The 24,381-nt window shown below is 63.0% G+C and carries 21 protein-coding genes; 7 read left to right on the top strand and 14 right to left on the bottom strand.

Annotated features, from left to right (window positions below; all coding sequences use genetic code 11):
- Nucleotides 1–13: 13 nt before the first annotated feature.
- Nucleotides 14–772, bottom strand: coding sequence for an enoyl-CoA hydratase-related protein (locus RBJ75_RS26600; RefSeq protein ID WP_044405064.1), 759 nt, complete (start codon nt 770–772; stop codon nt 14–16).
- A 134-nt stretch (nt 773–906) separates the two neighbouring features.
- Nucleotides 907–1,569, bottom strand: a complete 663-nt coding sequence (locus RBJ75_RS26595) for a TetR/AcrR family transcriptional regulator (RefSeq protein ID WP_276156903.1) — start codon at nt 1,567–1,569, stop codon at nt 907–909.
- A 340-nt stretch (nt 1,570–1,909) separates the two neighbouring features.
- Between RBJ75_RS26595 and RBJ75_RS26590 the strand changes: the two genes are divergently transcribed.
- Genes RBJ75_RS26590 through RBJ75_RS26580 form a run of 3 tightly spaced genes read left to right on the top strand, consistent with a single transcriptional unit; the run spans nt 1,910 to nt 5,092 of the window.
- Entirely contained in the window at nt 1,910–2,668 is a 759-nt protein-coding gene (locus tag RBJ75_RS26590) for an ABC transporter ATP-binding protein (protein ID WP_201776319.1), read from the top strand.
- Nucleotides 2,665–3,450, top strand: coding sequence for an ABC transporter permease (locus tag RBJ75_RS26585; protein ID WP_044413441.1), 786 nt, complete (start codon nt 2,665–2,667; stop codon nt 3,448–3,450). The genes RBJ75_RS26590 and RBJ75_RS26585 overlap by 4 nt, the downstream gene beginning before the upstream one ends.
- A gap of 49 nt (nt 3,451–3,499) precedes the next feature.
- Nucleotides 3,500–5,092 carry a class I adenylate-forming enzyme family protein gene (locus tag RBJ75_RS26580; RefSeq protein WP_052628967.1) on the top strand — a complete coding sequence of 531 codons (1,593 nt, stop codon included), beginning with the start codon at nt 3,500–3,502 and terminating at the stop codon, nt 5,090–5,092.
- 75 nt (nt 5,093–5,167) lie between these two features.
- Here the strand turns inward: RBJ75_RS26580 and RBJ75_RS26575 are convergent, their stop codons facing one another.
- The 8 genes from RBJ75_RS26575 to RBJ75_RS26540 all read right to left on the bottom strand — a co-directional run bounded on the left by RBJ75_RS26575 (nt 5,168) and on the right by RBJ75_RS26540 (nt 13,664).
- Nucleotides 5,168–5,872: an ABC transporter ATP-binding protein gene (locus RBJ75_RS26575; protein ID WP_044413443.1), complete on the bottom strand. Its 705-nt coding sequence runs from the start codon at nt 5,870–5,872 to the stop codon at nt 5,168–5,170.
- On the bottom strand, nt 5,865–6,620 hold the full coding sequence (locus RBJ75_RS26570; RefSeq protein WP_044413446.1) for an ABC transporter ATP-binding protein: 756 nt from the start codon (nt 6,618–6,620) through the stop codon (nt 5,865–5,867). Before RBJ75_RS26570 ends, RBJ75_RS26575 begins: the two co-directional genes overlap by 8 nt.
- Nucleotides 6,617–7,621, bottom strand: coding sequence for a branched-chain amino acid ABC transporter permease (locus RBJ75_RS26565; RefSeq protein WP_044413477.1), 1,005 nt, complete (start codon nt 7,619–7,621; stop codon nt 6,617–6,619). The genes RBJ75_RS26570 and RBJ75_RS26565 overlap by 4 nt, the downstream gene beginning before the upstream one ends.
- Nucleotides 7,622–7,630: 9 nt before the next feature.
- Entirely contained in the window at nt 7,631–8,506 is an 876-nt protein-coding gene (locus tag RBJ75_RS26560; protein ID WP_044413448.1) for a branched-chain amino acid ABC transporter permease, read from the bottom strand.
- 130 nt (nt 8,507–8,636) lie between these two features.
- Nucleotides 8,637–9,881 carry an ABC transporter substrate-binding protein gene (locus RBJ75_RS26555; protein WP_044413453.1) on the bottom strand — a complete coding sequence of 415 codons (1,245 nt, stop codon included), beginning with the start codon at nt 9,879–9,881 and terminating at the stop codon, nt 8,637–8,639.
- A gap of 41 nt (nt 9,882–9,922) precedes the next feature.
- Complete coding sequence (locus tag RBJ75_RS26550) at nt 9,923–12,298, bottom strand: xanthine dehydrogenase family protein molybdopterin-binding subunit (RefSeq protein WP_044413456.1); 2,376 nt, start codon at nt 12,296–12,298, stop codon at nt 9,923–9,925.
- Nucleotides 12,295–12,804 (bottom strand): (2Fe-2S)-binding protein, encoded by a 510-nt coding sequence (locus RBJ75_RS26545; protein ID WP_044413459.1) that lies wholly within the window; start codon nt 12,802–12,804, stop codon nt 12,295–12,297. Before RBJ75_RS26545 ends, RBJ75_RS26550 begins: the two co-directional genes overlap by 4 nt.
- Nucleotides 12,801–13,664 (bottom strand): FAD binding domain-containing protein, encoded by an 864-nt coding sequence (locus RBJ75_RS26540; RefSeq protein ID WP_044413460.1) that lies wholly within the window; start codon nt 13,662–13,664, stop codon nt 12,801–12,803. Before RBJ75_RS26540 ends, RBJ75_RS26545 begins: the two co-directional genes overlap by 4 nt.
- 146 nt (nt 13,665–13,810) lie before the next feature.
- Between RBJ75_RS26540 and RBJ75_RS26535 the strand changes: the two genes are divergently transcribed.
- Nucleotides 13,811–14,473: a TetR/AcrR family transcriptional regulator gene (locus RBJ75_RS26535; RefSeq protein WP_044413462.1), complete on the top strand. Its 663-nt coding sequence runs from the start codon at nt 13,811–13,813 to the stop codon at nt 14,471–14,473.
- Between the two features lie 323 nt (nt 14,474–14,796).
- Here RBJ75_RS26535 and RBJ75_RS26530 read toward each other — a convergent pair whose 3' ends face one another.
- The 4 genes from RBJ75_RS26530 to RBJ75_RS26515 form a co-directional block, all read right to left on the bottom strand.
- The gene (locus RBJ75_RS26530; protein WP_052628968.1) at nt 14,797–16,023 is read right to left on the bottom strand and encodes an acyl-CoA dehydrogenase family protein; all 1,227 of its coding nucleotides are present in this window, start codon (nt 16,021–16,023) and stop codon (nt 14,797–14,799) included.
- Nucleotides 16,020–17,543 (bottom strand): AMP-binding protein, encoded by a 1,524-nt coding sequence (locus RBJ75_RS26525; protein WP_044413466.1) that lies wholly within the window; start codon nt 17,541–17,543, stop codon nt 16,020–16,022. Before RBJ75_RS26525 ends, RBJ75_RS26530 begins: the two co-directional genes overlap by 4 nt.
- Complete coding sequence (locus tag RBJ75_RS26520) at nt 17,540–18,571, bottom strand: NADPH:quinone oxidoreductase family protein (protein ID WP_044413469.1); 1,032 nt, start codon at nt 18,569–18,571, stop codon at nt 17,540–17,542. The genes RBJ75_RS26525 and RBJ75_RS26520 overlap by 4 nt, the downstream gene beginning before the upstream one ends.
- A 122-nt stretch (nt 18,572–18,693) precedes the next feature.
- Nucleotides 18,694–19,857 (bottom strand): AraC family transcriptional regulator, encoded by a 1,164-nt coding sequence (locus RBJ75_RS26515; RefSeq protein ID WP_160297944.1) that lies wholly within the window; start codon nt 19,855–19,857, stop codon nt 18,694–18,696.
- A gap of 127 nt (nt 19,858–19,984) precedes the next feature.
- On the opposite strand from RBJ75_RS26515, the gene RBJ75_RS26510 reads away from it, so the two are divergent.
- The 3 genes from RBJ75_RS26510 (at nt 19,985) to RBJ75_RS26500 (ending at nt 23,608) form a co-directional block, all read left to right on the top strand.
- Nucleotides 19,985–21,472: an AMP-binding protein gene (locus RBJ75_RS26510; RefSeq protein WP_276156902.1), complete on the top strand. Its 1,488-nt coding sequence runs from the start codon at nt 19,985–19,987 to the stop codon at nt 21,470–21,472.
- A 16-nt stretch (nt 21,473–21,488) separates the two neighbouring features.
- Nucleotides 21,489–22,274, top strand: coding sequence for an enoyl-CoA hydratase-related protein (locus RBJ75_RS26505; protein WP_044417810.1), 786 nt, complete (start codon nt 21,489–21,491; stop codon nt 22,272–22,274).
- Nucleotides 22,275–22,426: 152 nt separating this feature from the next.
- On the top strand, nt 22,427–23,608 hold the full coding sequence (locus tag RBJ75_RS26500; RefSeq protein WP_044417812.1) for an ABC transporter substrate-binding protein: 1,182 nt from the start codon (nt 22,427–22,429) through the stop codon (nt 23,606–23,608).
- The last annotated feature ends 773 nt before the right edge of the window (nt 23,609–24,381 follow it).

Raw genomic sequence — 24,381 nt, 5'->3', positions numbered from 1 at the left:
GTTTCCCCGACGTCTATTTTCCCGCGAAGGCCGCCGCGCGTTTTTCCGTGAATGCCTTGACGCCCTCCCGCATGTCGGCCGTGCCGAACATCAGTTGGTAGCCGCGTCGCTCGAGCTTCAAACCGGCGTCGAGTGAGGTATCGAGGCCGGAGTTGACGATTTCCTTGATCTGCTGGGCGGCCAGTGGCGCGAGCGTCGCGATCTGCGCGGCGATCTCGAGGGCGCGGGGCTCGCAATTCCCCGGCACGACCTCGCTGACGAGCCCCATTCGATGGGCATCACTGGCGTTGATGAAGGCACCCGTCAGCAGCATGTACATCGCGTTGTATTTGCCGACCGTGCGCGGCAGGCGTTGCGTTCCGCCGGCCCCCGGAATCAGGCCCAGCCTGATCTCCGGCTGGCCGAATTTCGCCTTGTCGTTGGCGATGATGATGTCGCACTGCATCGCGAATTCGCATCCGCCACCCAGCGCGAAGCCATTCACCGCCGCAATGATCGGCTTTGGAAAATCCATGATCGCCCGGGTGGTGTAGGCCTCGATCGCCCCGACGACGTCGCGGCCGGCCTGCTCTTGAATATCCGCGCCGGCCGCGAAGGCCTGTTCGCCGCCGGTCAGGACGACACAGCGAACCTCGGGATCCGCAGCGAGCTCCTGAAAATGCCCGTGCAGCAGGCGCCGCACTTCGGTGTTGAGGGCGTTGCGCACCTCCGGACGATTGAAGCGCACCACGGCGACGTGCGGTGATGGGCGTTCGACGAGGACTACGGACATGCTGGTCATTTCTCCTTCGTGCAAGGGCATCGCGCCACCGATTAGCACAATTCGCACGATCGTGCAATTATGGTTCAGACAAAGAAAAGCCGGCACTCGCGGCCGGCATTTCTCGATGACTAGATTGCCGAGTGTCAGTTGATCTCGGACATCATCCGGGCCGGGAGACGCGGGGACTTGCGGTCGGCCCCGGACTGGGCCTGCTCGAGAACCTCGAAGTAATCGGTCAGAAGGCTTTCGCAATGCGAGCGGTTGTCGGCGTCCGGTCGCAAGATCTGGCGCATCACGAGCCCATGAACGAAGATCAGGAGGTGCTCGGCGGCGCGGTGGGCCTGGAGCTCCGCCGGCAGCTCGCCGGCCTTGATCGCGCTCTCGATCAATTTTCTCCAGAAGCCGAGCTGCTTTTCGAAGCGTCGGTTCTGGTGCTTCCGCAATTCGTTATTGCGCGTGCCGGCTGCTGCGTAATTCACCCAAAACCGCCAAAACCGGTCGTTTGTCGAACGAAAGATGTGGCTGAAGGCGAAAACCTTGAGCTGCGCCAGCGGCGAGGAGCTCGGCTCCTGCTCGGACGGCGTCTCGTAGGCCGCCTGAAGCGCGGCCATGATCAGCTTCTGCTTATTTCCAAAATGATAATTGATCGTCCCGGTGCTGACCTGCGCCCGTTCGGCTATCTGACGCATGCTGGCGCCATCAATGCCCGATTCCGATATCACTTCGTAGACGATGCCGAGCATGTCCTTGCGTCTTTGAACCCGACCAGGCCGCTTTTGAGTGGTGGATTTCGCCTTGCTTTTCATTTTCCTGGGATCCAGCTTTCACGGCTCTTTCGCCATCCGAGACTTAAACGTCCGGGCGTCATCGGCCGCAACATAATAGCAGCTTTGCGCTGCAATAAATCCAATTCTTGGAATTTATTTGCACGACCGTGCGAATTATGCAAAATGGCACCGGCACGCCGCCGCGCGGCGGCCAAACCTGAACCGGGCGCAGACCCGGACCTGACAAAGCAGGACGAATCCGCCGCCCCATCGCGGATTGTTTTGCAAGGGACCCGAGGTCGCATCCATCATGCCTAGCCCTGCCGAAGCGAACCACGTCTTACTGGATCCGCCAAATCCGGTGCTCTCGATCGACCAGATGAACCTGGTTTACAATTCGAGCCGGGGGCCGATCGCCGCCATCCGCGATCTGTCGTTCTCGGTTCGCAAGGGCGAATTCGTCTCGATCCTCGGACCGTCCGGATGTGGCAAATCGACCTTGCTTAGGATCGTGTCCGGCCTGTTACGGCCGACCTCCGGCAAGGTGGTGCTGGCCGAGGTCGAGGTCCGTTCGCCGCGCCCGGATATCGGAATCGTGTTTCAACAGCCGACCCTGCTGCCTTGGAAGACCATTCTGGAGAACGTTCTGGTGCCGATCCGGGCGATGCGGATGCCGATCGATGAATACAGGGATCGGGCTCATGATCTGCTGCGGCTGGTCGGCCTCAGCGATTTCGTCGACCATTACCCTTACGAACTCTCGGGCGGAATGCAGCAGCGCGTCGGAATCGCCCGCGGCCTCATTCACGATCCCGCAATGCTGCTGATGGATGAACCATTCGCGGCGCTCGACGCGATGTCCCGCGAATTCATGATGGACGAACTGCAGCAGATCTGGATGACGACCGGAAAATCCGTCCTGTTCATCACTCACTCGATTCCCGAGGCGGTGTATCTGTCGGATCGGGTGCTCACGCTGTCGCAACGCCCGGGGCGCGTCATCGATGATCTCAAGATTGATCTGCCACGCGCCCGCGACGTCGAGACCATGGGACAATCCATGTTCGGCGAATATGCGACCCATCTGAGGGCGCTGTTCAAGTCGAGCGGCCTGCAACCGGCGAAGGGTGCACGATGACCAAATTCCGTTGGGTCGAGATCGCGATTTCGGTCGGCTTCTTCGTCGGCACGCTGGTGCTGTGGGATCTATCAATCCGTTTTTTCAAAGTGCCGGCTTATCTGGTGCCGACGCCGTTGGCCGTCGGCGCAGCCCTCGTCAACGGCCTCGTGGAGGGCACGTTCTATCCGCATATCCTGGCCACGCTCTATGCGGTGGTTGCTGGCTATCTGATCGGCTGCTCGCTCGCCATCGCCATCGGCGCATTTCTCGCCGAGATTCCGATCATGGAGCGGGCACTGATGCCCTATATCGTGGCGCTGCAATCGATGCCGAAGGTCGCCCTGGCGCCGCTGATCATCGTCTGGTTCGGCTTCGGCATGTCGTCCAAGGTCGTCCTGGTTGCCCTGATCTGTTTCTTTCCGGTCTTCATCAATACCCTCGTCGGCATTCGTTCGGTCAATTCGGATATCGTCAATTTGTACCGCGCGTTCAGCGCATCACGATGGAACATCCTCCTCAACGTCAAATTGCCCGCCGCCGCCTCGTCGATCTTTGCCGGCCTGCAGATCAGTGTGTCGATGGCGCTGATCGGCGCGGTCGTCGGCGAATTCATCGCATCGAAGGCGGGTCTTGGAAATCTGATCCAGGCCTCGTCGATGACGATGGATGTCGCCACCATGTTCGCCGTCGTCCTCGTCCTCGCGGGCATTGGGGTGATCGGCAATCAAACGCTGCAGTACCTGCATCGCAAGGTGGTGTTCTGGGAGAACAGAAACCATCTCGCGGCCGAAAGCGCCTGACGACGGCGGAACGGCAGCCCCCATGGCACCGACAACAAGAGCATCCGAAATGCCCCAGACAGACTTCGATACGGCGCGCGTGGCGCGGAATGTGTTCAATGGCGGCAGCGCGCAGCGGCTGCTGGCGTCGATGCCGCCGCGATTGGCCGGACTGGTGGAGCGACAGGCAGAGACCGCGCCCGATCGGCCGGCTCTGATCTCGGGTGACAGGGTGGTGACCTATTCGGAGTTCTGGCAAGCGATAGGACGCGCCAAGGCGTTGCTGACAGCCGCCGGAGTGGTCGGTGGTGATCGCGTGATGATCGTCAACGAGAATTCCATCGCCGCCGTCACCTTCATCTTCGCCGCGAGCGACCTCGATGCCTGGGCGAGCCCGATCAACGCGCGGATGTCCTCGCGCGAGATCGACGCATGCATTGCATATTGCGGGTGCCGCATCGTCGTCTACACCATCGGCGATTCCCAGGCTGCCTCGGACCACGCCGCGCGGGTGCAAGCCCGGCCGCACGACGATCCGGTTTTCGGAAAGGTCGCTTTCGGGCCGACCGACACCGACGCCCGCCCCGAGCCGGTCCATGCCGAGAAGGACCGCCAGACCGCCGTCCTGCTGTTCTCGTCAGGCACGACGGGAGCGCCGAAGGGGGTCATGCTGAGTCATCAGGCCATCATGTATATGGGCGGCAACATGGCGGAGCTGCGCAACATCACCGCGAGCGACGTGTTCTACAATATCACGCCCGTCAGTCACGTCATTGGTCTTGGCGCTATGCTGACCACCGCCATTTGGGCCGGCGGGACGTCGGAGTTAGTCGCCCAGTTCAGCGCCGCCAATTTCGTCGCCGCGCTGACCGCCGATCGCATCACTTACGTGATGGGCGTACCAACGATCTTCGCGCGCTTGCTCGAATACGCGCGGACCAACAGCGCCTCGCTTCGGTCGAGCCGGCTGCGTTTCATCGCGGTCGGCGGCATGCCGCTCGACTTGACGCTCAAGGCGCAGATTGAAGATGCGTTCGGGCTCGAACTGGGCAATTCCTACGGCATGACCGAGATCGCACCGGTGACCCGCTCCCGCGGCGCTACGATCGGCCGATCGGTCGGCGTGGTGCAGCCCGGCATCGAACTCCGCATCGTCGGCGACGACGGCAATGATGCGGCGATCGGCCAAAAGGGCGAGATCTGGGTGAAGGGTCCCAACCTGATGCTGGGATACTACCGGAACGAAGCGGCCAACAACGACGTGCGGCGCGCCGACGGCTTCATTTCGACGGGCGACATCGGATCAATGGACCGAGACGGCAATTTGTCGCTGGTCGGACGAACGAAGGACGTGATCATTCATAGCGGATTCAATGTCTATCCTGTCGAAGTCGAGGCCGTGTTATCCCAGGTACCGGGTGTCGCTCTGGTTGCCGTGATAGGCCGCAGCGTGGACGGCAATGAAGAAGTGATCGCTTATGTTCAGCCGGCGGCCGGCCGGCAGCTCGATATCGCCGAACTCGATGCCTGGGCCAAAGCGAATCTCACAGCCTACAAGCGGCCGAAGGAAGTTATCCTGACCAGTCAATTGCCGATCGGTCCAACCGGCAAAATCCTGAAGGCACAGCTGAAGGCCGACCTCGTCAAGGCCGTGAAAGACTGAGTTCGGCCGGCCGTGCCGCCGCCACGATTGTCATCAGCGCGCAGCTACAGTCGGCGCGCAATTGACGAGCAGTGGTCACACAGCGCAGTAGCGTTCCTGAATCTCGCGATCGTTCGCGAGCGCTTGCGCATCGCCCTCGAACACGATCTCGCCCTGGTCGATGATCACCGCGCGGTCGGCTATGTTGAGCGCCCATTCGACGTTCTGCTCCACCAGCAACAGCGTGGTGCCCTGGTCACGCAACGACCGGAACAGCCGGCCCATCTCCTCGACCAGCACCGGCATGATGCCCTCGGACGGCTCGTCGAGCAGGATCATCTTCGGCCGCGCGATCATCGCCCGCGCGATCGCGAGCATCTGCTGCTCGCCGCCGGACATCGTCACCGCAGTCTGGCCGAGCCGCTCCTTCAGCCGCGGGAAGGTCTCGGCGATGCCGTCGATCGCCTGCGCCTCCTTGATCCCGGGATCGGCCTGCAGCAGACCGAGCCGGAGATTCTCCCGCACCGTCAGGTCGGGCACGATGCGGCGGTCTTCCGGCACATAGGCGAGCCCGAGCCGGAACCGGGCGTGCGCCGGCAGCATCAGCAATTCCTGCCCATCGAAACGCACCCATCCTGCGACCTTGTCGATCAGCCCCATCACCGATTTGATCGTGGTGGTCTTGCCGGCGCCGTTGCGGCCTATCAGCGCCAGTACCTCGCCGGCGCGCACATCGAAGCTCACGCCGTGGACGACGTGGCTGGGGCCGTACCAGGCGTTGAGGTCGCGCAGTTCAAGCATAGCCGAGGCTCTGTCCGAGATAGACGCTGCGTACATTGGCGTCGCCCTGAATTTCGGCCGGCGAGCCGTCTGCGATCAGCCGGCCGTGATGCAGCACCAGAATGCGATCGCACAATCCGAGCACCATCTTCATCTTGTGCTCGACCAACAGGATGGTCCGGTCCGCCGCGAGCCGCTCGATCAGCGCGACCATCGCCTTGGTCTCCTCCGGCCCCATGCCGGCAGTCGGCTCGTCGAGCAGCAGCAGCCTTGGATCGGCCACCAGGGCGATCGCGATCTCGAGCGCGCGCTGTTCGCCATGCGCCAGCGTCGAGGCGATGCGGTTACGGCCGGCGGACAGGCCGACATCGGCCAGCGCCTGCTCGGCGCGCTCGGAGACGTCATGGTACGAGGCGCGCGGCGTCCACACGTTGTAGCGCGAGGCGAACGCCTGCGCGCCGATCCGGACGTTCTCGTGCGCGGTGAGCTGCGGGAAGATGCTGGTGATCTGATACGAGCGGGCGATGCCGAGATGCACGAAGCGGTGCTGCGGCAGCCGCGACAGATCCTGGCCGCGAAACCGCATCGTTCCGGTCGACGGCTTCAGCGCGCCGGACAGGATGTTGAACAGCGTGCTCTTGCCCGCCCCGTTCGGCCCGATGATCGCGGTGACCCGGTCGCCGCCGAAGCTGGCGGTGATGCCCTTCAGCGCGACGAAGCCACCGAACGAGCGGCCTAGATCGTCGATCTCCAGCGGATCGCCGCTCATCGCGCCCTCCAGCGTTGCACCCAGAGCAGCCCGGTGCCCCAGATCCCCTTCGGCATGTACAGCACCAGCGCGACGAAGATCGCGCCGAGAAACAATTGCCAGTGCGAGGTCCACAGCGACAGCACGTCCTCCATCACCAGAAACGCCAGCGCACCGACGAACGGCCCGAAGAAGGTGCCGACCCCGCCCAACATCGTCATCATCACCGCCTGCCCAGACATCGCGTAGCCGAGGCTGTCGAGCGGCACGATCGACAAATGCAGCGCAGACAGCGCGCCGGCGAGACCGCAGAACAGTCCGGACAGCACGAAGGCCAACAACCGGGTCCGGACGACGTCGTAACCGCACGCCTTGGCGCGGGTCTCGTTCTCGCGGATCGCCTCGATCACGCCGCCGAACGGCGACGCCAGAATCCGCGACAGCGCCCACATCGCCAGCGCGACGAAGGTCAGCACGACATAATACTTGTTGACCGGATCGAGGAAGTCAGCGCTGAACGGACCGAACCCGACCCGTGATACCGTGAAGCCGCGCAGGCCGTTTTCGCCTCCGGTCCAGGACGAGGCCTGCAGCGCGACGTGGTACACCAGTTGCGACAACGCCAGCGTCACCATCGCGAAATAGATCCCGCGGGTGCGGGTCGACAATACGCCGATCATCGCAGCCATCAGGCCGGCGGCAATCACCCCGAGCGCCATCCCGACCAGCCAATCGGCATCGAACTGGCCGATCGCGATGCCGGTGACATAGGCTCCGGTGCCGAACAGCGCGGCGTGGCCGAACGACAGCAACCCGGTGTAGCCGAACAGCAGATTGTAGCCCATTGCGTACAGGCCATAGATCAGTACGTTCACCGCCAGCGCCTGCGACGGCAACAGCCACGGCAGTGCGCATAGCACCGCGATCGACAGCGGCACCCGCCAACGGCCGAGCCGTGGTGTCCGCGGTACAGCCGCTTGCGCTGGTTCGAGCGGCTCGGCGAGCGGCTTGGTTGCCAGCATCGGCATCGCTCAACCCCCGAAGCCGGGCTTGCCGAACAGCCCCTGCGGCCGCACCAGCAACACCAGCGCCATGAAGGCGAACATCGCGATCGTCGCCATCTCGGGCGCGACCAGAGAGGTCATGTTGACGACGATGCCGACCAGAAGGCCCGCCACCACCGAACCGAGCAGTGAGCCCATGCCGCCAATCACGGTGACGACGAACGCTTCCGACAGCACGAAATTGCCCATCTCAGGATTGACGGTGCGCATCGGCGCCGCGAGCACGCCGCCCAGCGCGGCGAGCCCAATGCCGACGCCGAATACCACCAGCCACAATTTCTGGATATCGACGCCCAGCACCCGCATGATCTGCGGATCGCGCGCCCCGGCGCGCACGATCAAGCCGATCTTGGTCTTCTCCAGCACCAGCCACAGCACGACCAGGATCGCCGCGACCAGCGCGATCACGAACAGCCGGTAGGTCGGGAAGTAGCCGATCCCGATATTGGTGACGCCGCGCAGCGCTGCCGGTGTGTCAAACGGAATGCCGTCGGTGCCGAACAGGATCCGCACGGCTTCGACCAGGATGTAGCTGAGGCCGAAGGTGAGCAAAATCGGATCATCGGGCGGCCGGCCGTACAACGGCCGGATCAGGATCCGCTCGACGCCGAGCCCGAGCAGACCGACGGCCAGCGGCGCCAGCAGCAGCGCCCACCAGAAATTCCCGGTGTAGGCGAGGAAGAACACCCCGGCATAGGCGCCGACCATGAAGAAGCTGCCATGCGCGAAATTCACCACGCCGAGAATGCCGAAGATGATCGACAGGCCGAGCGCGAGCATGATCAGCAACGCGCCGAGCGCGACGCCGGAGAACAGCTGCATCGAAACGAGTTGAAGATCCATGGTCTCTCCGGCGGTGACAACTACGTCATTGCGAGCGAAGCGAAGTAATCCGGCATCGAGCGCCGAGCTGGATTGCTTCGTGGGTTTCGCCTCCTCACAACGACGGCTTGGATAGTCTCAATTCACTGACTTACGAAGGCTTGTGACCGAGTTCTTCGCAAGACCGCAGCGTCGCCGGGTCGGCGGGCTCGGTGTTCACCACCTTGAACAGGTCGTCGGCGTTCTTCATTTCCGACTTTTTCTTGGATTCCAGCACGAACACCTGCTGCACCGATTGGTGGTCGCACTTGCGGTAGCTCTGCGGTCCCTTGGCGACATCGTATTTGAGGTTTTCCATCGCCGCGATCACCTTGTCGGTGTCGGTGCTGCCGGCCGCCTTCACCGCCATCAGCAGCGAGCGGATGCCGGTGTAGCCGTAGGCGCCGTAGTCGGTCGGCACCGCGCCGCCATTCGCCGCCCGATAGGCGTCATTGAACGCCTTGGCCGACGGAGTGGTGTCCTCGATGCCCCAGTAATAGTTCGCCGCGCCGACCACGCCCTCGAACACGTCGGGGCTGCTGGCGAGCCGCTGCTTGTAGAGCAGCACCGGAACCACGATCCTGGATTGCGCCTTGAGGCCGAAATCGACCGCCTGCTTGATCGCGTTGGCTTGATCGCGGCCGAAATTGCAGATGCACAGCACGTCGGCCTTCATCGACAGCAGCCGCGGCATGAACGCCGAATAATCCGGCGCGCCGAGCGGATGCAGCACCTCGCCGACGGTTTCGACTCCGGCCGGGGCGGTGCGCTTGAACGCCGCCACCATCTCGTGGCCGTAAGCGTAGTCGGCGGTCAGGTACGCGACCTTCTGGCCCTTCTTGAAGGCGTAGCGCGCGACCGCGCCCGCGGTCATCTGCGGGTTCATCGCCTCGTGGAAGGTGAAGCGGGAGAAATCCTTGGCTTCATTGATGGTGTCGGACTGGCTGATCGAGACGTAGATCACACCGCGGGCGCGGGTGACTTCGTTGACGGAGAGCTGCACCGCGCTGGACAGCGAGCCGACGATGAAGTTGGCCTTGTCCTTCTCGATCAGCTCCAGCGTGCGGGTCGCGGCTTCGCCCGGGTTGAGCTTGTCGTCGCGTACCAAAAGCTCGGCCATGCGGCCGCCCAGCCCGCCTTCGGCGTTGAACTGCTTGATCGCCAGCTCGGCGCTCTTGACCTGGTCCTTGGCCTCGGCGCCGAACGGCCCGGTGATCGGCACCGGAAAGCCGATCTTGATGGTGCCCTCGTCGGCGCGGACGATCCGCGGCGACGCCAGCAGGCTCAGCGCTGCGGCCGAGGCCGTGCCCTTGATCAGAGTTCGACGTGAAAGGCCGTGCTTCAGCATATCTGTCATGCTCTCTCTCCCGTTCGATTGTTGTCGTTGGTCGTCGCAGTTCAAACCAGCCGCAACGCCCGCAGCATTCGCTGCGGCGTCATCGGAATTTGCGAAATCGACGCATCGAGCGGCGCCAGCGCGTCGTTGACCGCGTTCAGCACCGCGCCGGAGGCAGCCGAGGTACCCGCCTCGCCGCAGCCCTTGGCGCCGAGTTCGGTGTCCTTGGTCGGGGTCTCGACATGGGCGATGACGATATCCGGCATCTCAAAGGCCATCGGCACCAGATAGTCGGCCATCGATCCGTTTAAGAGCTGGCCGTCGTCGCCGTACAGGCACTCCTCGAACAGCGCCGCCCCTATGCCCTGCACGGTGCCGCCGCGGACCTGCTCCTCGACCAGCAGCGGGTTGATGACGCGGCCGCAATCCTCCACCACCCAATGCTTCAGCAGCCTGATGAATCCGGTCTCGGCATCGACCTCCACCAGGCTGGCATGGATGCCGTTGGTGAAAGCGAACGGATAACCCTGCGGCGCGTAGTGATGCGCCACGGTGAGACCGGCATGGAGGTTCGGTGGCAGCGTGTCGGAGCGGAAATACACCAGCGCGGCGAGCTCCCCGAGCGGCATCCGCGCCGCGCCGCTGGTGCGATCGATCAGCCGCCCATCCGAAATCGCGAGCTGCTCCGGCGCTGATTGCAGGATCGCAGCCCCGATCTTCAGCACATTGGCCTTGAGCAGACGCGCGGCCTGCAGCGCGGTCTCGCCGCCGATGCCGGCGCCGCGGCAAGCCCAGGTGGCGCCGCCGTGCGGCGTCGTCTCGGTGTCGCCGGTCAGCACTTTGACGCGCGCGAGATCGACGCCGAATTCGTCGGCGACGATCTGGCCGATGACGGTCTCGGTGCCCTGCCCCTGTTCGGTGACGCTGATCGCGCATTGCACCTCGCCGGAGGGCGTCAGCTTCAACACGCAGCCGTCCTGCGCCGAGATGTGCGCTCCGCCGACGCCGTAGAACGCCGGCGACGGGTTGGTGATCTCCACATAGGTGGCGAGCCCAATGCCGCGATAGACGCCCTGCCCGCGCAGCCTCGCCTGCTCGGCGCGCAGCGCCGGATAGTCCATCAATGCGTGCAGCTTGGTCAGGCACTCGTCGAACGACAGCCGCTCGAAGCGGTAGCCGCTCGCGGTGGTGTGCGGATACATGTCGTCGGTGACGTAGTTGCGTCGCCGGATCTCGAACGGATCGAGTCCGAGCTTCTGCGCCGCGAGGTCTACCAGCCGTTCGCTGGCCGCACAGGCGATCGGGTGGCCGACACCGCGATACTGGCTGGTCTGGGTCTTGTTCTGGAAGATCACCCGCAGGTCGGCGCGATAGTCGGTGATCCTGTAGGGCGCCCCCATCAGCCGGACGACCTGATTGCCCTCGACCGCGCTGGTCCGCGGATAGGCAGAATAGGCGCCGATCGCGGTATCGTCCCGCACCCGCATCCCGAGGAAACGGCCGTCTGCGGCCAACGCCAGTTCGGCACGCAGCCGGTGGTCGCGCAGGTGGATGTCGTTGAGGAACGACTCGCCGCGGTCGGCGACGTATTTCACCGGCCGCTGCGCCAGCATGCTGAGCGCGACCACCGCCATGTCCTCGGGATAGACGTGCAGCTTCATCCCGAACGAGCCGCCGATGTCCGGCGCGATCACCCGCACCCGCGATTCGTCGAGCCTGAAGTGGCGCGCGAAGATGTCCTGGAACTGGTAGGGCGTCTGGGTCGAATGATGCACCGTCAGCGATCGCTCGCCCGGCTCGAAATCGGCGACGATCGAGCGCGGCTCCAGCGTCACTGGCGTATGCCGGCCGAAGCTCAGATCAACATCGACGACGGCGTCCGCGCGGTTGAACGCATCATCGGCGTCGCCGCTCTCGATCGTGGCCGTGAAGGCGAGGTTGTCCCCGAGCGCGTCGTGGACCAGCACCGCATCGGGCGCGAGCGCAGCGTCGTAGTCGACCACTGCCGGCAGTTCGCGGTAGTCGACCGTCACCCGCTCGGCGGCATCCTCCGCCTGCGCGCGGCTGTCGGCGAGGATTGCGACCACTGGCTGTCCGACCCAACTCACGCGATCCTGGGCCAGCGGCGCTTGCGGCGGCGACTTCATCCCTTTGAAGTGGCGCAGCGTCCCGGTCCAGGGCTCGCACAGCGTCGCGATCTCGTCGCCGAGCACGACACGCCGTGCCCCCGGCATCGACTGAGCATCCGCGACATGGACTGCGACAATCTCCGCATGGGCATGCGGGCTGCGCACGAACACGGCGTGCAGCATCCGCGGCAGCTGGATATCGTCGACGAAGCGGCCACGGCCGGCGAGAAGCCGCTTGGCATTGGGCCGCGGCAGGCTCTTGCCGATGTAGCTGTTAGGCCGATCGACCTGGGACAGCGGCGCGTTCATGCCTCGCTCTCCACCAGATTGCCGGTCGCCGCGGCGGCGCGGCGCTCTCGCGCCGTCGTCTCGATCGCGTCGACGATCGCCTCATAGCCAGTGCAGCGGCAATAATTTCCCGACAGCGCGTCGCGAATCTGCTCGCGCGACGGATCAGCGTTGTGCTGCAGCAATTCCTGCGCGGTGATCAGCATGCCCGGCGTGCAGAAGCCGCATTGCAGTGCGTTGCGGCGGTGAAACGCCGCCTGCAGGTCGGCAATCGCGCCCCCCTCCGACAGTCCCTCGACGGTGACGATGGCGGCGCCGTCGGCCTGTACCGCAAGGCTGAGACAGCCGTGCACCGCGCGCCCGTCCAGCAGCACCAGGCACGCCCCGCACGCACCCATCTCGCAGCCGACATGGGTGCCGGTGAGCCGCAACTGATGCCGCAGGAAGTCCACCAACGACAACCGCGGCTCGACCAGCGCGGCGATCGCCTCGCCGTTGACGGTGAGCGAGATCGCGACAGCGCTCATCGGCCGCCCTCCCGCAGCTTTTTCAACTGCCGCTTCAGCAGCACCGAAGCGAGATGCAGTCGGGTCTCCGACGAGACATGCACGTCCTCGCTCGGCCGCAATTCCCCGGCGAGCGCGGCCTGCGCCCGCGCGATGTCGTCGTCGCCCAGCGTCGTTCCTTGCAGCGCCGCGGCCGCACCACGTGCAAGAAACGGCGTGGCGCCGACCGACAACAGCGCGATGCGGATGCGCTCGACCACGTCGCCAGCGAAAGTCGCGGCAATCGCCGTGCCGACGATGGCGTAGTCGCCGCGCCGGCGCGCCAGTTCGTCGAAGGCGAAGCGATCATCCGGTCCGGCCGCCGGAAAATGCACGGCGCTGACGATCTCGCCCGGCTCGGCCGCGGTCTCGTACAGGTCCCGAAAGAAGTCTTCTGCCGCGACCCGGCGGCGATCGTCGCCGCCGTCGAGCTCCACCGTCGCATTCAGCGCCAGCGCCACGGCGGGAAATTCCGAAGCCGGATCGGCGAAGGCGATCGAGCCGCCCAAGGTCCCCTTGTTGCGGATCGCCGGATGCGCCACCCACGGCGCGGCGGCGGCGAGCAGCGGCACGTGTTCGGCGATCAGCGGCGACGTCAGCAGTTCGGCGTGGCGGGTCAGCGCGCCGATTCGCACTTCGTCACCACGCAGTTCGATGCCGCGCAGTTCGTCGATCCGGGAAATGTCGATTAGCAGGTCGGGCGCGAGCAGCCGCAGATTCATCGCCGCCAGCAGGCTCTGCCCGCCGGCGAGATAGCGCGCCTCGCCCTCGCAGTTGCGAAACGCCGCCACCGCGTCGCCGATCGATCGCGCGGGTAAATATGCGAAGCCGCTTGCCTTCAGCGCCGCCTCCCGATGTGCCGGTCAACTTTTGTGACCAATTGGTCTCAATCATGAGGGCAGTTGAATTGCCTGTCAACAAAATTACCATCCGTCTCAAATCACCGGCGGTCGGACCGATTCCCGCCGCCGGCCGGAGTGAACGAGCAATGCTGCAGAAGACTGCCCCCAAGCCCCCGAGCCCGGCGCCAGCGCGCAAGAACATGAAATCCGCCGATCGCGAAAAGGCGATCCTGGAAGCGGCGATCGCGTTCTTCGCCGAGCACGGCTTCGAGGGTCAGACCCGCGAGCTGGCGAAGCGGATCGGGATCACCCATTCGGCGATCTACCGGCATTTTCCGAGCAAGGAAGCGCTGATCGAACGGGTCTACGACCACGTCTATGTCAGCCGCTGGAATCCGCAGTGGGAGATGCTGATCGCCGATCGCTCACGCTCCCTCGAAGACCGGCTGATTCAATTCTATCTTGAATATGTCGAGCGCATCTTCAACTACGAATGGGTGCGGATCTTCGTGTTCTCCGGCCTGCGTTCCTACGACATCACCGGACGTTATCTCACCATCATCCGCGACAAGCTGGTGATCCCGGTGTGCCGAGAGTTAAGGCGGCTGGAAAATCCGGCGGCGCCGTCGCGCGCGAAGATCACCGAGCGCGAGCAGGAAGCGGTCTGGGGCCTTCACGGCCAGATCTTCTACATCGCGATCCGCAAATACGTCTACGGCACGCCGGTTCCGGCCGAACTCGATCCGATCATCACCGACCACGTCCGGCGCTTCATGCGCGGCTTCCCGCCCGGCCCGCCGCCGAAATGATCGCGGACATCTCCAGCGGCAACGCCGACCGGCCATCAGCGATCTCAACCATCCCCACTGACAAGCAAGTTCTCAGCCATGACCTGCCGATTCGATGCGGTCCTGGCAACAAGATCGTCTACAGCGACCGCTCTCAGATCGAAGCGGTCATTCGGTCAGGATTGCGGAGACAGAAATCGGGGTTATGCAGGCGCCATTTTCCCCTAAATGCATTTACTTTCGTCGAACCAGTGCACCATCGTTCAATCTCGGTCGGACTCTTCAGTGACCCTTTGCTGGCATCGATTTTGCGCAATGCGTGGACGATCTAAGTCCGTCGCCGCCTATTGCTGGATACGCTCGAAGTAGCTCTCGTTTGCCGACTCCGCCCGCCCCCATCCAGAGAGCACGCCGCGCGCCACTGTCAGCTTCATCGCTTCATCGCTGCCTTCGGCAACCAGCATCAACCGCTGATGGAAATACGCGTCGCGGAGACGCGAGCTTTCGACAAAACCCAGACCGCCGAGAATTTGGATCGTGCGATCAATCACCTGACAGGCGACGCGGGGGCAATAGGATTTCGCCATCGCCGCCTCGACCCGTGCATCTTCGCCCCGATCAAGCTTAGCGGCCGCCGAATAAGCGAGCAGCCGGCCGGCATTGATCTCGATTGCCGAATCCGCGAGCATCCACTGAATCGCTTGCCTGTCTGCGAGCGGCTGGCCGAAGGTCTCTCGGCGTTTTGCGTAGTCAGCCGCAATACTCAGGCAACGGTTGGCGATGCCAATGGCGCCCGCGGAGATTACCGCGCGATTGCGGTTGAGTTGCTCGTTAAAATTCGCGAAACCGAGCCCCTCCTGTCCAAGCAGATTGGCAGCCGGAACCCGGCAGTCCTTGAATTCGAGATCCACGACCTTGCCCATCGTCGTGCCGGACGGCGCCGTGTTCATCTTGCGGATGACACGAATGGCGTCGTGCGGATAGTCGACGAGGATCGAACTGATGCCGCGGTAGCCGTCACCGGGACCGGTTACGGCGTAAACGACAAAGTAATCGGGCCGGATGTAGGGCTCGTCGGGGTCCTGCGTCCACCGCTTGATGCCGTTGATAACGTAATCGCCGCCTTCGCGCCGCGCGGTCGTCGTGATCCCTGCGGCGTCAGATCCGGTACTCGGCTCTGAGATCGCGATGTGGTATGTTTTCTTTCCGCTCAAGATCGGTTCCAGATACTTTTGGCGTTGCGCGGCCGGCGCTCGAAACAACGCCGGCGGCGGATCGATATAGTCGCGCCAGAGCGCCATGTTTCCGTGCGTCACGAACGACGATTTGAGCTGTTCGTAGACCAGCGATTTCGCGAGCGCCCCAGCCCCCTTTCCTCCGGCATCCTTCGGAATGGCGAGTCCGCGGAAGCCATACTCCTCAAATTTGTCACGAAGGTACTGAATCTGCTGCGGCGTCGCATCGAAATCGCTGAGCGGCCAGTCCTTCTCCATCGGTCCGCAGACATTCCTGACGAAATCGACAGCCTTTTCCTTGATCGCTTGTTGTCCGGGCGAAAGGCTAAAATTCATCGCGATACTCCAAGGGAAGGCGGGTTGATCAGAAACCGTTGACGGAGCGCTACCTTCGACAGCTTGCCGTTGTCGCCGCGCGGCAGGCATGATTCGAAGACGATCTGCTTCGGACGCTTCACGGCGGACAAATGTTCTCTGCAATAGGCGTCGAGCTGGGTGCGGAGGTCCGCGGCGGGCCGGACTTCCGGCATCAATTCGATAACGGCCACGACCTCCTCGCCGTACTCCTGGTTCGGAACACCGAACACCGCGGCGTCGGCGACAGCAGGGTGGCGACAAAGCAGTTGCTCGATCTCGAGCGGATAGATGTTGACACCGCCCGACACGATGGTGTGCGCCTTGCGATCGGAAAGAAATAGGTATCCCTCTGAATCGAGATGGCCGATGTCGCCGACGGTCGTCCAGCCGCGATCATTGCGAGAGGCAGCGGTCTTGATTGGGTCGTTGTGGTATTCAAAGGTCGGCCCGTACTCGAAGTAGACCTCGCCGGTCTGCCCGGCGGCAACCTCTGATCCGTCGGGGCCAACGATATGGATTTTTCCGAGCGCCGCTCGCCCGACCGCCCCCGGCCGCCGCAGCGATTCGGTCGAGGAGATGCAGGTGGCACCGTTGCCTTCGGAGGCTGCGTAGTACTCCCAGATGATCGGCCCCCACCAGGCGATCATCTGCTGCTTAAGATCGGCTGCGCAGGGGCCACCCGAATGGATGGCGCAGCGCATTGAGCTCAGATCATAGGCGGCCCTGCGAGTTTCCGGCAGTCTCAGCATCCGATAGAACATCGTCGGAACCCAGAGGCTGTGGGTGACCTTCCAGGTCTGGATCGCATCGAGCGCAGTCTCGGCGTGGAATTTTCGCATACCGATCACCGTGCCGCCGTACTGGATTGCGCGCATCGCAAACCGCAGCGGGGCAGCGTGATAGAGCGGCGCTGGCGTAAGGCAAACGGATGTCTCGTCATGATTCGAGAAGGCCTGGATCCAATACGCCTGGCGCCGCTCTCGCTCGGGGTCGGCGAACAGCGGGCGCTTGACGCCCTTGGGCTGGCCTGTGGTGCCGGACGAATAGACAAAATCCTTTCCGAGCGGCCGCTCGGGGAGATCCACATCGGCTCCGAACTGCTGACGTGCCCGCTCATACGGGCTGCCGCTGAGCCCTGGCGTCACCAGCACTGTGCGACCGTTGAACGGATAGGCCGTCTCCGTGGTGGCGAAGTACACGCGCGCGCCGGAGTCGGCCAGAATATAGGCGGCCTCGTCGGGTTTGAGATGGATGCTGATCGGCGTGAAGTAGGCGCCGAGCCGGCGCGCCGCCCAGGCGATGGCGAATAATTCCGCGCAATTCGGCAAACACATGGCAATCACATCGCCGGTGATCACCCCGCACGCAGCCAGCCATTGCATGGTCTGGCTCGACCACAAATCCAGCTCTCCGAAGCTGAGTTCTTCGCTGCCATCTGCGAGCCGCCACGCCGCCTTCTCGGGAAACGTCTGCGCCCACCTGCGCAGTTCATCGCTCATGGGCGTCGCCTCGGGGCTGACGCTTTCGGCGATGACGCGATGCGGATAGCGACTTTCCCCAGCACCGCGCGGTCCGCCATCTGCCGGATCGCGGTTTTCGCATCGCCCAGCGGGAAGATAGTCGAGATCGTCGGCCTAATTTCACCACGCTGGTACATCTTGATGAGAGTCCGAGAATTTTCCGCGCTGCGGGCAGACTCGTTGATGTTGAAATTGCGCCAGTCGACGCCCATGATTGAGCAGTATTTCAGCAGCGGCAGATTCATCGGGATTCTTGCGATTCCGGCCGGAAATCCGACGACCAGGAGCCGCCCATTGCGGCCAATCGAACGGAGCGCGGCCTCGGTGTAGTCGCCTCCGACAGGATCGAGAATGACGTCGACACCCTGCGTTCCGGCCGCTTCCTTGATCGAATTCGAAAATGCCTTTGCTCCCTCGCGGTCCATCGCCCGCGGGTAGGCCACCGTCACGTCGGCGCCGCGCGAGGCGGCGAATGCCTGCTTCTCGGCGCTGGAGCAGGCCGCGATCACCCGTGCTCCGAACGCCTTGCCCAATTCGACGGCCGCGGTGCCGACGCCGCCCGCGGCACCCAGCACCAGAAGCGTTTCCCCCTTCCTTAGAGCGGCGCGATCCTGCAATGCGTGGAATGTCGTGGCATAGGTGAACTGCAGAGTCGCGAGCTCTTCGGCCGGCAGGCCGTCGGGAACCGGAAGGCAGCGATCGGCGGTAACGCGGACTCGCTCGGCCATGCCACCCCAGGCGCAGCGAGCGATCACCCGCTGACCGACGGCGAATCCCTGCACGCCGGTGCCCAAACTACTGATAAAGCCGCACACCTCGGATCCCGGCGAGAACGGACGCGCAGCCTTGATCTGGTACTTGTCCCAGATCAGTAAGGCGTCGGGGAAGTTCACGCCGCAAGCCTCGACGTCGATGACAACTTCGCCGGGACCGGCGCGCGGATCGTCGACGGTTTCCACCGTCAGCGAGTCGGGACCGCCAATCTCGCGACTCAAAAGTGCCTTCATCACAGCCTCGCTCGAACAACCGCAGTTGCGGGCCGGCCCACGGGGGCACGCTCAAGGCCTCGCATTTCGGTGCAGGTTCTACGATTCAGGAGGCCGCGTCAGCCATCGCGGATGCGCTCACATCACCTGACGGTTTCGCTCATCCATTCGGGATCCGGACAGCTCTTAACGGCGGCGCCTCTGCCATCACCGGAATTGCCGCTGCGGTAATCGCTTGGCGCGCATCCGGTCCAGCGCCGGAAAGCGCGATGGAATGCGCTGACTTCCAAGAAGCCGACCCGTCCGGCGAGATCTTCCAGCCGCATATTGGTTTCGACGAGCAGGTTGATCGAAATGTCGCGGCGGACTTCGTCCTTTAGCTTCTGAAAATTGGTACCGTCCTCGGCCAAACGCCGGCGCAGCGTGGCGGCGGATGTCCGGAGATGGGCGGCGGTATGCTGGAGGGAGTTGCGATCGACGAGATGTGTCCGCAGATAGCGGCGAACGCGTTCGGTGGCGTTGGTCTTGTCGTCGAACGCTACCGCCAATGCTCCGGGACACTGCGACAGAAGCTGTTCGCAGGCCTGCGGATCCTGAACGTTTGGCAAGCGGAGGCAGCGCTTCTCGAAGATCAGTTCGGTTTGCTCGGAATTGTAGTGGACCGGCGCGCGGAACGCCCGCGCCAGTTCTTCGCTCGCTTCGGACGCTGAAAAGACGAAGTGAACCGCCTGAAGCGGAATTCGCTTCTCTGTCGTCCAGCACATCAGGCTATAGAGGAAGAACATAAAAGTGGCGTGGAACTGCCTGCGGGCATCGGGGTCCGGGATCACGTCGCGAAGCGTTACCCGTACCATTGGCGCGGTGGTGTTGACGCGCGCTGTGAAGTCACGGGTGACCACGCGGTAGTTCGCCAGCCCGGAGCTCAATACGCGGCCCAGCGTGGGCTGTGTTATTGCAGCGCGGCAAATCATCGGGAACGTTCCAACCGGAATCCGCGAGGGGCAGAGCCCCCATGACTCGTCCCGCAAAATCACGGCGGCTGATCGGAAGAACGCAGTGAATTGCGGCTGAGTGAAACGCCCGTTGCGCGACGCTAGCAGCTCGCGGGAGATGGTGGAGCGGCGGAGCAGCCGTTCCAAATCGTATCCCCGCTCCGCCCACAGCGACAACAGTCGCCGCCCGCGGTCGGCAGGAATGGTTGAACCGGCGGACATCTGCGCTTGCTCCCCGTGGTTGTATTCTCTGCAGAAATTGAAGCTCCGCAGTCCTTGAGCGGATTTGACATCCGCTTCGAGCATGTCAGGCATTGGGTCGAAACTAGCCAACGGCGTACGACATGACCAGCCTTTCGCGTTAGAGAGGCAAGGGTCGAGGGACGCGAGTCCGTCGAACGCATCGGACCGCCCCGACCGCGGTGGACTCAACGACAAGGGAATGCACAGCGACAGCATGGCAATCATGATCTCCGTAGGGGCACGGGTCGCCCAGCTCGCCGCAGCCGCGCCGGACCGTCCAATGGTCACCTGCGGAGAGCGCACACTGTCACGACGCGAACTCGACCGGCGGTCGAACCGGCTGGCGCGGGACTATCGTTCCCGCGGCGTTAAGCCCGGTGACGTTATCGTTATTGCACTGCCGAACGACATCGCGTTCGTCGAGACGGTCTTGGCCGGGTTAAAACTCGGCGCGACGCTATTGCCGATCTCGCCTAAGCTGCCCGCCCCCGAGCGTCGAGCCATCCTGGATCTGGTCAGGCCGACCCTCGGAATCGGTCTTCCGGCGGATGACGGCTTCGCGTTCCAGGTTCTGCCGACGACCTTTTCGCCAGACGAGGCGATCTCGGATGAGAAGTTGGAGGAGGATGCCATTTCGCGGCCACCGCGCGGACTGACGTCAGGCGGAAGCACCGGTCGACCGAAAATTATCTTCACGACCGATCTCGGCGCGCTCGATCCGGACGGTCCTCCCGGCATGCACATCGAGCTGGAGGATCGCGTCGTCATTCCAGGCCCGCTGTATCATGGAATGCCGTTTGCCTATGCCTACCGCACGTTGTTGGCCGGCGGTCACGTCGTGATCATGAAGCGGTTCGATCCCGTCGAATGTCTTGCCGCCGTGGAACGCTATGCGATTCATGTCCTGCCCGTGGTGCCGACGATGATGAGTCGGATCTGGGATCTGGACGAAGCGCAACGAAATGCCTTCGACCTCAGTTCCCTTCGCATGGTCGTTCATTCGGCTTCGAGCTGCCCGGCTTGGCTCAAGGAGCGCTGGATCGAATGGCTCGGCGCCGGGCGTATTCATGAATTCTACGGCTCGTCCGAACGGATCGGCTTCACTTGGATCACCGGGACAGAATGGCTGTCTCACAAGGGCTCGGTCGGGCGGCCCTTTGACAACGTGATCCGCATTCTCGACGAGAGCGGCAAGGAGTTGCCCCCCGGCGAGGTCGGCGAAATATTCATGCGCCACAAGCAGGGTGTCGGCACGACCTATCGCTATATCGGCGCCGAGGCACTTCGTCAGCAGAACGGCTACGAAACCGTCGGCGACATGGGCTGGGTCGACGAGGACGGCTACCTGTTCATCGCCGACCGCCGGGTCGACATGATCATCTCGGGCGGCGCGAATGTGTACCCGGCCGAAGTCGAGGCCGCGCTGGAGCACCATCCGGGGATCAACGATTGTGCCGTGATCGGACTCCCCGACAGCGACCTCGGAGCCCGCGTTCACGCGATCGTCTACGCCGTACACCCGATCGCCGAGCAGGAATTGCGCGCTTGGCTTCACGAGCGCCTAGTTGGTTACAAAATCCCGCACAGCTTCGAATTCGTCAGCCAGTCGCTGCACGACGAGGCCGGCAAGCTTCGGCGCTCGCAGCTACGCAACGCGCGTCTGCCGCACAACCCTCCCCGCCCCTGAACATTCGGAAACGCAGATGATCCTAGAATTTTGCAAAGTCCAAACCGAGGGCAAGCTCCTCATCGTGACGCTGAACCGGCCCGACGTCTTCAATTCGCTGCATTGGCCGGCGCATCGCGAACTTGAAATCGTGTTCGACGATTTTCGACGCAATGGGGAGCTCTGTGCCGCGATTATCACCGGTGCCGGCGACAGGGCATTCTCGGCCGGCAACGATCTCAAATACGACGGTCCAGAGCGGACGTGGGGATTGCCTGAACGGGGCTTTGCCGGGCTGTCGCGGCGAGTCGACATCGATAAGCCGATCATCGCCGCCGTGAACGGACTGGCAGTCGGCGGCGGCTTCGAACTCGCGCTTGCCTGCGATATCGTCATCGCCGCCGAACACGCCACTTTCTCCCTGCCTGAACCTCGCGTTGGTCTGGCGGCACTAGCGGGCGGATTGCAGCGCCTTCCCCGCCAGATCGGATTGAAAAATGCGCTCGGCTTGATCCTGACTTCTCGGCGCGTGACGGCACAGCAGGGCTTCAGCATGGGATTTGTCAACGAGGTGGTCCCTCGTGGCGAAGCGCTCAACGTTGCAAGAGTCTGGGCTTCCGAGATTCTCGAAGCATCTCCGCTTGCGATTCGCGCCTCCAAGCAAGCGATCCGTGCCGGCATGCAGGAGCCCGATCTCGAGCGCGCGTTTGTCGTCGAGCGTGCGCTCCCGGCGGTGCAGTCGTTACTGAAAAGCGGCGATCGGATCGAAGGCCGTGTGGCTTTCGTCGAGAAGCGCGCGCCGATATGGGCGCCGCTCGACTGAGTGATGCCCCACAAGCAGATCTGAGCGGATCGGCCAAAGGGCTCAAGCGGCAATGACATGGAGGACGGTGCCAAATGGCAGTATCTCGAAGATCCCGGCGCAGCTAGCTGAGCGAGCTGGTCACTGTGGTCAATCGTCACAAGGATATTAAGATGACAATCTCCCGGAGAGCATTAGTTGGTTGGGGGCTGGCACTTCCACTCACGTCGATCCGAGCGAAAGCAGCGTCAGCACCGCAAGAGATCAAACTGGGCCAGACGACCGCCTATAGCGGACCACTATCGGGAGCCGGATCCTTTAAGCGCGTTCAATCTGCGTATTTCGACAAGCTGAGTTCGGAGGGTGGCGTCAATGGTCGAAAGATCTCGCTCATCTCCCTGGACGACGCCTACAGTCCACCAAAGACGGTTGAGGTGACCCGCAGACTCGTCGAGAGTGACGAGGTCTTTGCAACGTTCAATTCGTTCGGCACGCCGACCCAGGCGGCTGTCCAGCGCTATCTAAACATCAAGAAGATCCCGCAGCTCTTCGTGTCGAGCGGCGCGGCTCGCTTCAACGATCCCAAGAACGCACCGTGGAGCACACCGGGGCTACCCGACCTTCAGACCATTGGTGAGATGTACGGGAAATTTGCTGCCCGTGCCCATCCCGGTGCTAAGATTGCGATGCTCTATCAGAACGACGATTTTGGAAAGGACATGATCAAGGGAGTGCGCAAGGGACTCGGCCCGGAAAATCAAGAAATGGTCGTTTCCGAGATGTCCTACGAAATCACTCAGCCAACCATCGACTCTCAGATCGTGACGCTAAAATCGACCGGCGCGGAGGTGCTGATCAATCTGTCCACCGGTCGAGCGACCGTGCAGTCGATCAAGCGCATGAATGAAATCGGTTGGCGGCCGATACAGATCATCAACGGTGCATTCGGTACGATCTACGAGACATTTCGGCCGGTCGGGCTGGAGATCTGCAAGGGGATTTATTCGAGCGCCTTCGTAAAAGATCCGGGCGATCCTCAATGGGAGAGCGATCCTGCCATGCGGGCCTATTTCGACTTCATGAAAAAGCATGTTCCGGATCTCGAACCGCACAACAGGACTGGCTTGAGCTCCTATGTGTTCGCCCAAATCATGGCCGATGTCATCGGTCAACTCGGTGACGAGGTGACCCGGGAGAATCTCCTGAAAACGGCGATCAGCCTGGACAGGCCCAACATCTCGAAGCTGATGATGCCTGGCGTGCATATCAAGACATCAAACGAATCACGCAATTTGTTCAGCAATGAGGTAATGGTTCAGTTCGACGGGCGTATATGGAACCCTGTCAGCGTCTAGATAGCTCGACTGCAGCTCTGGAACACGAGATGGGGGCTCGCGCGTTAGGGCGGGCCGCCCTGGCCATTTCTTTTGGAACCTTGCCGCGCGGGGCTTTGCCTCCGCCCGGCTTCGGGCCGATCGGTTGATCGCCCGGTTTGTCCGGTTGAGGCTCCGGGTCAGCGACAGCGAGCAGCTGGTCCTAGAGCTTCGGTCGCACCAGTGGCACCACCGTTCGGCCCTTGGCCGAAACAGTCCCCTTCGGCAGCCGCAAAGCGATCTGGCGTGCTTCGTCGTCGACGATGCGGCGCTTGCATGCCCATCGACCGCGCGGCTTCTTGTGCCCGGGTTAAGGTTCGCCAGGTCCGCAATACCCGCTAGCGAATCAAACTCCGCTTATTGGCGAAGCGACACTAGGTGCCATGATCTGACACCGACACTTGCAATCGATCGAACGATTACTCCTGCGCTGGATTTGCGATCGACATGGATGGCCTCGACCACGGCGAGGACGAACCGGTCTGCGATATTGCTCATCGAGCTCTCCGCGGTATTTGGGCCGCGCGCGGCGACGCTTAATCTATCGGCCCCTCGTTACGCATGGCGTCTCGGTCGTAGTCACCGTCGCGGAGCCGGCCCTCGAGCGTGATCGATACCACCGACGCCCCCTTCGAAAAGATGGATCTCGCAATCCATCGCCGGTGCCGGAGCGGTTCGAGTTGAGAACAAAGCACCGACGAAACCGAGCTTCTCCCGCGAACGAACGAGAACGTCGGCCTCGCAGGGTACTGCGG

The sequence above is a fragment of the Rhodopseudomonas sp. BAL398 genome (genome assembly GCF_033001325.1).
In the GTDB taxonomy this organism is placed as follows: Bacteria; Pseudomonadota; Alphaproteobacteria; order Rhizobiales; family Xanthobacteraceae; genus JARJEH01.
The sequence above is the reverse complement of the archived record's forward strand: the minus strand, read 5'-3'. Positions and strand labels throughout refer to the sequence as shown.

Excerpts from the sequence above, each read along its gene's own strand:
- RBJ75_RS26570 (WP_044413446.1), bottom strand. The coding sequence starts at position 6,620 with ATGAGCGGCGATCCGCTGGAGATCGACGATCTAGGCCGCTCGTTCGGT.
- RBJ75_RS26545 (WP_044413459.1), bottom strand. The coding sequence starts at position 12,804 with ATGAGCGCTGTCGCGATCTCGCTCACCGTCAACGGCGAGGCGATCGCC.
- RBJ75_RS26555 (WP_044413453.1), bottom strand. The coding sequence starts at position 9,881 with ATGACAGATATGCTGAAGCACGGCCTTTCACGTCGAACTCTGATCAAG.
- RBJ75_RS26585 (WP_044413441.1), top strand. The coding sequence starts at position 2,665 with ATGACCAAATTCCGTTGGGTCGAGATCGCGATTTCGGTCGGCTTCTTC.
- RBJ75_RS26590 (WP_201776319.1), top strand. The coding sequence starts at position 1,910 with ATGAACCTGGTTTACAATTCGAGCCGGGGGCCGATCGCCGCCATCCGC.
- RBJ75_RS26565 (WP_044413477.1), bottom strand. The coding sequence starts at position 7,621 with ATGCTGGCAACCAAGCCGCTCGCCGAGCCGCTCGAACCAGCGCAAGCG.
- RBJ75_RS26535 (WP_044413462.1), top strand. The coding sequence starts at position 13,811 with ATGCTGCAGAAGACTGCCCCCAAGCCCCCGAGCCCGGCGCCAGCGCGC.
- RBJ75_RS26600 (WP_044405064.1), bottom strand. The coding sequence starts at position 772 with ATGTCCGTAGTCCTCGTCGAACGCCCATCACCGCACGTCGCCGTGGTG.
- RBJ75_RS26580 (WP_052628967.1), top strand. The coding sequence starts at position 3,500 with ATGCCCCAGACAGACTTCGATACGGCGCGCGTGGCGCGGAATGTGTTC.
- RBJ75_RS26525 (WP_044413466.1), bottom strand. The coding sequence starts at position 17,543 with ATGAGCGATGAACTGCGCAGGTGGGCGCAGACGTTTCCCGAGAAGGCG.
- RBJ75_RS26550 (WP_044413456.1), bottom strand. The coding sequence starts at position 12,298 with ATGAACGCGCCGCTGTCCCAGGTCGATCGGCCTAACAGCTACATCGGC.
- RBJ75_RS26575 (WP_044413443.1), bottom strand. The coding sequence starts at position 5,872 with ATGCTTGAACTGCGCGACCTCAACGCCTGGTACGGCCCCAGCCACGTC.
- RBJ75_RS26505 (WP_044417810.1), top strand. The coding sequence starts at position 21,489 with ATGATCCTAGAATTTTGCAAAGTCCAAACCGAGGGCAAGCTCCTCATC.
- RBJ75_RS26515 (WP_160297944.1), bottom strand. The coding sequence starts at position 19,857 with ATGCCTGACATGCTCGAAGCGGATGTCAAATCCGCTCAAGGACTGCGG.
- RBJ75_RS26530 (WP_052628968.1), bottom strand. The coding sequence starts at position 16,023 with ATGAATTTTAGCCTTTCGCCCGGACAACAAGCGATCAAGGAAAAGGCT.
- RBJ75_RS26595 (WP_276156903.1), bottom strand. The coding sequence starts at position 1,569 with ATGAAAAGCAAGGCGAAATCCACCACTCAAAAGCGGCCTGGTCGGGTT.
- RBJ75_RS26560 (WP_044413448.1), bottom strand. The coding sequence starts at position 8,506 with ATGGATCTTCAACTCGTTTCGATGCAGCTGTTCTCCGGCGTCGCGCTC.
- RBJ75_RS26500 (WP_044417812.1), top strand. The coding sequence starts at position 22,427 with ATGACAATCTCCCGGAGAGCATTAGTTGGTTGGGGGCTGGCACTTCCA.
- RBJ75_RS26520 (WP_044413469.1), bottom strand. The coding sequence starts at position 18,571 with ATGAAGGCACTTTTGAGTCGCGAGATTGGCGGTCCCGACTCGCTGACG.
- RBJ75_RS26510 (WP_276156902.1), top strand. The coding sequence starts at position 19,985 with ATGCACAGCGACAGCATGGCAATCATGATCTCCGTAGGGGCACGGGTC.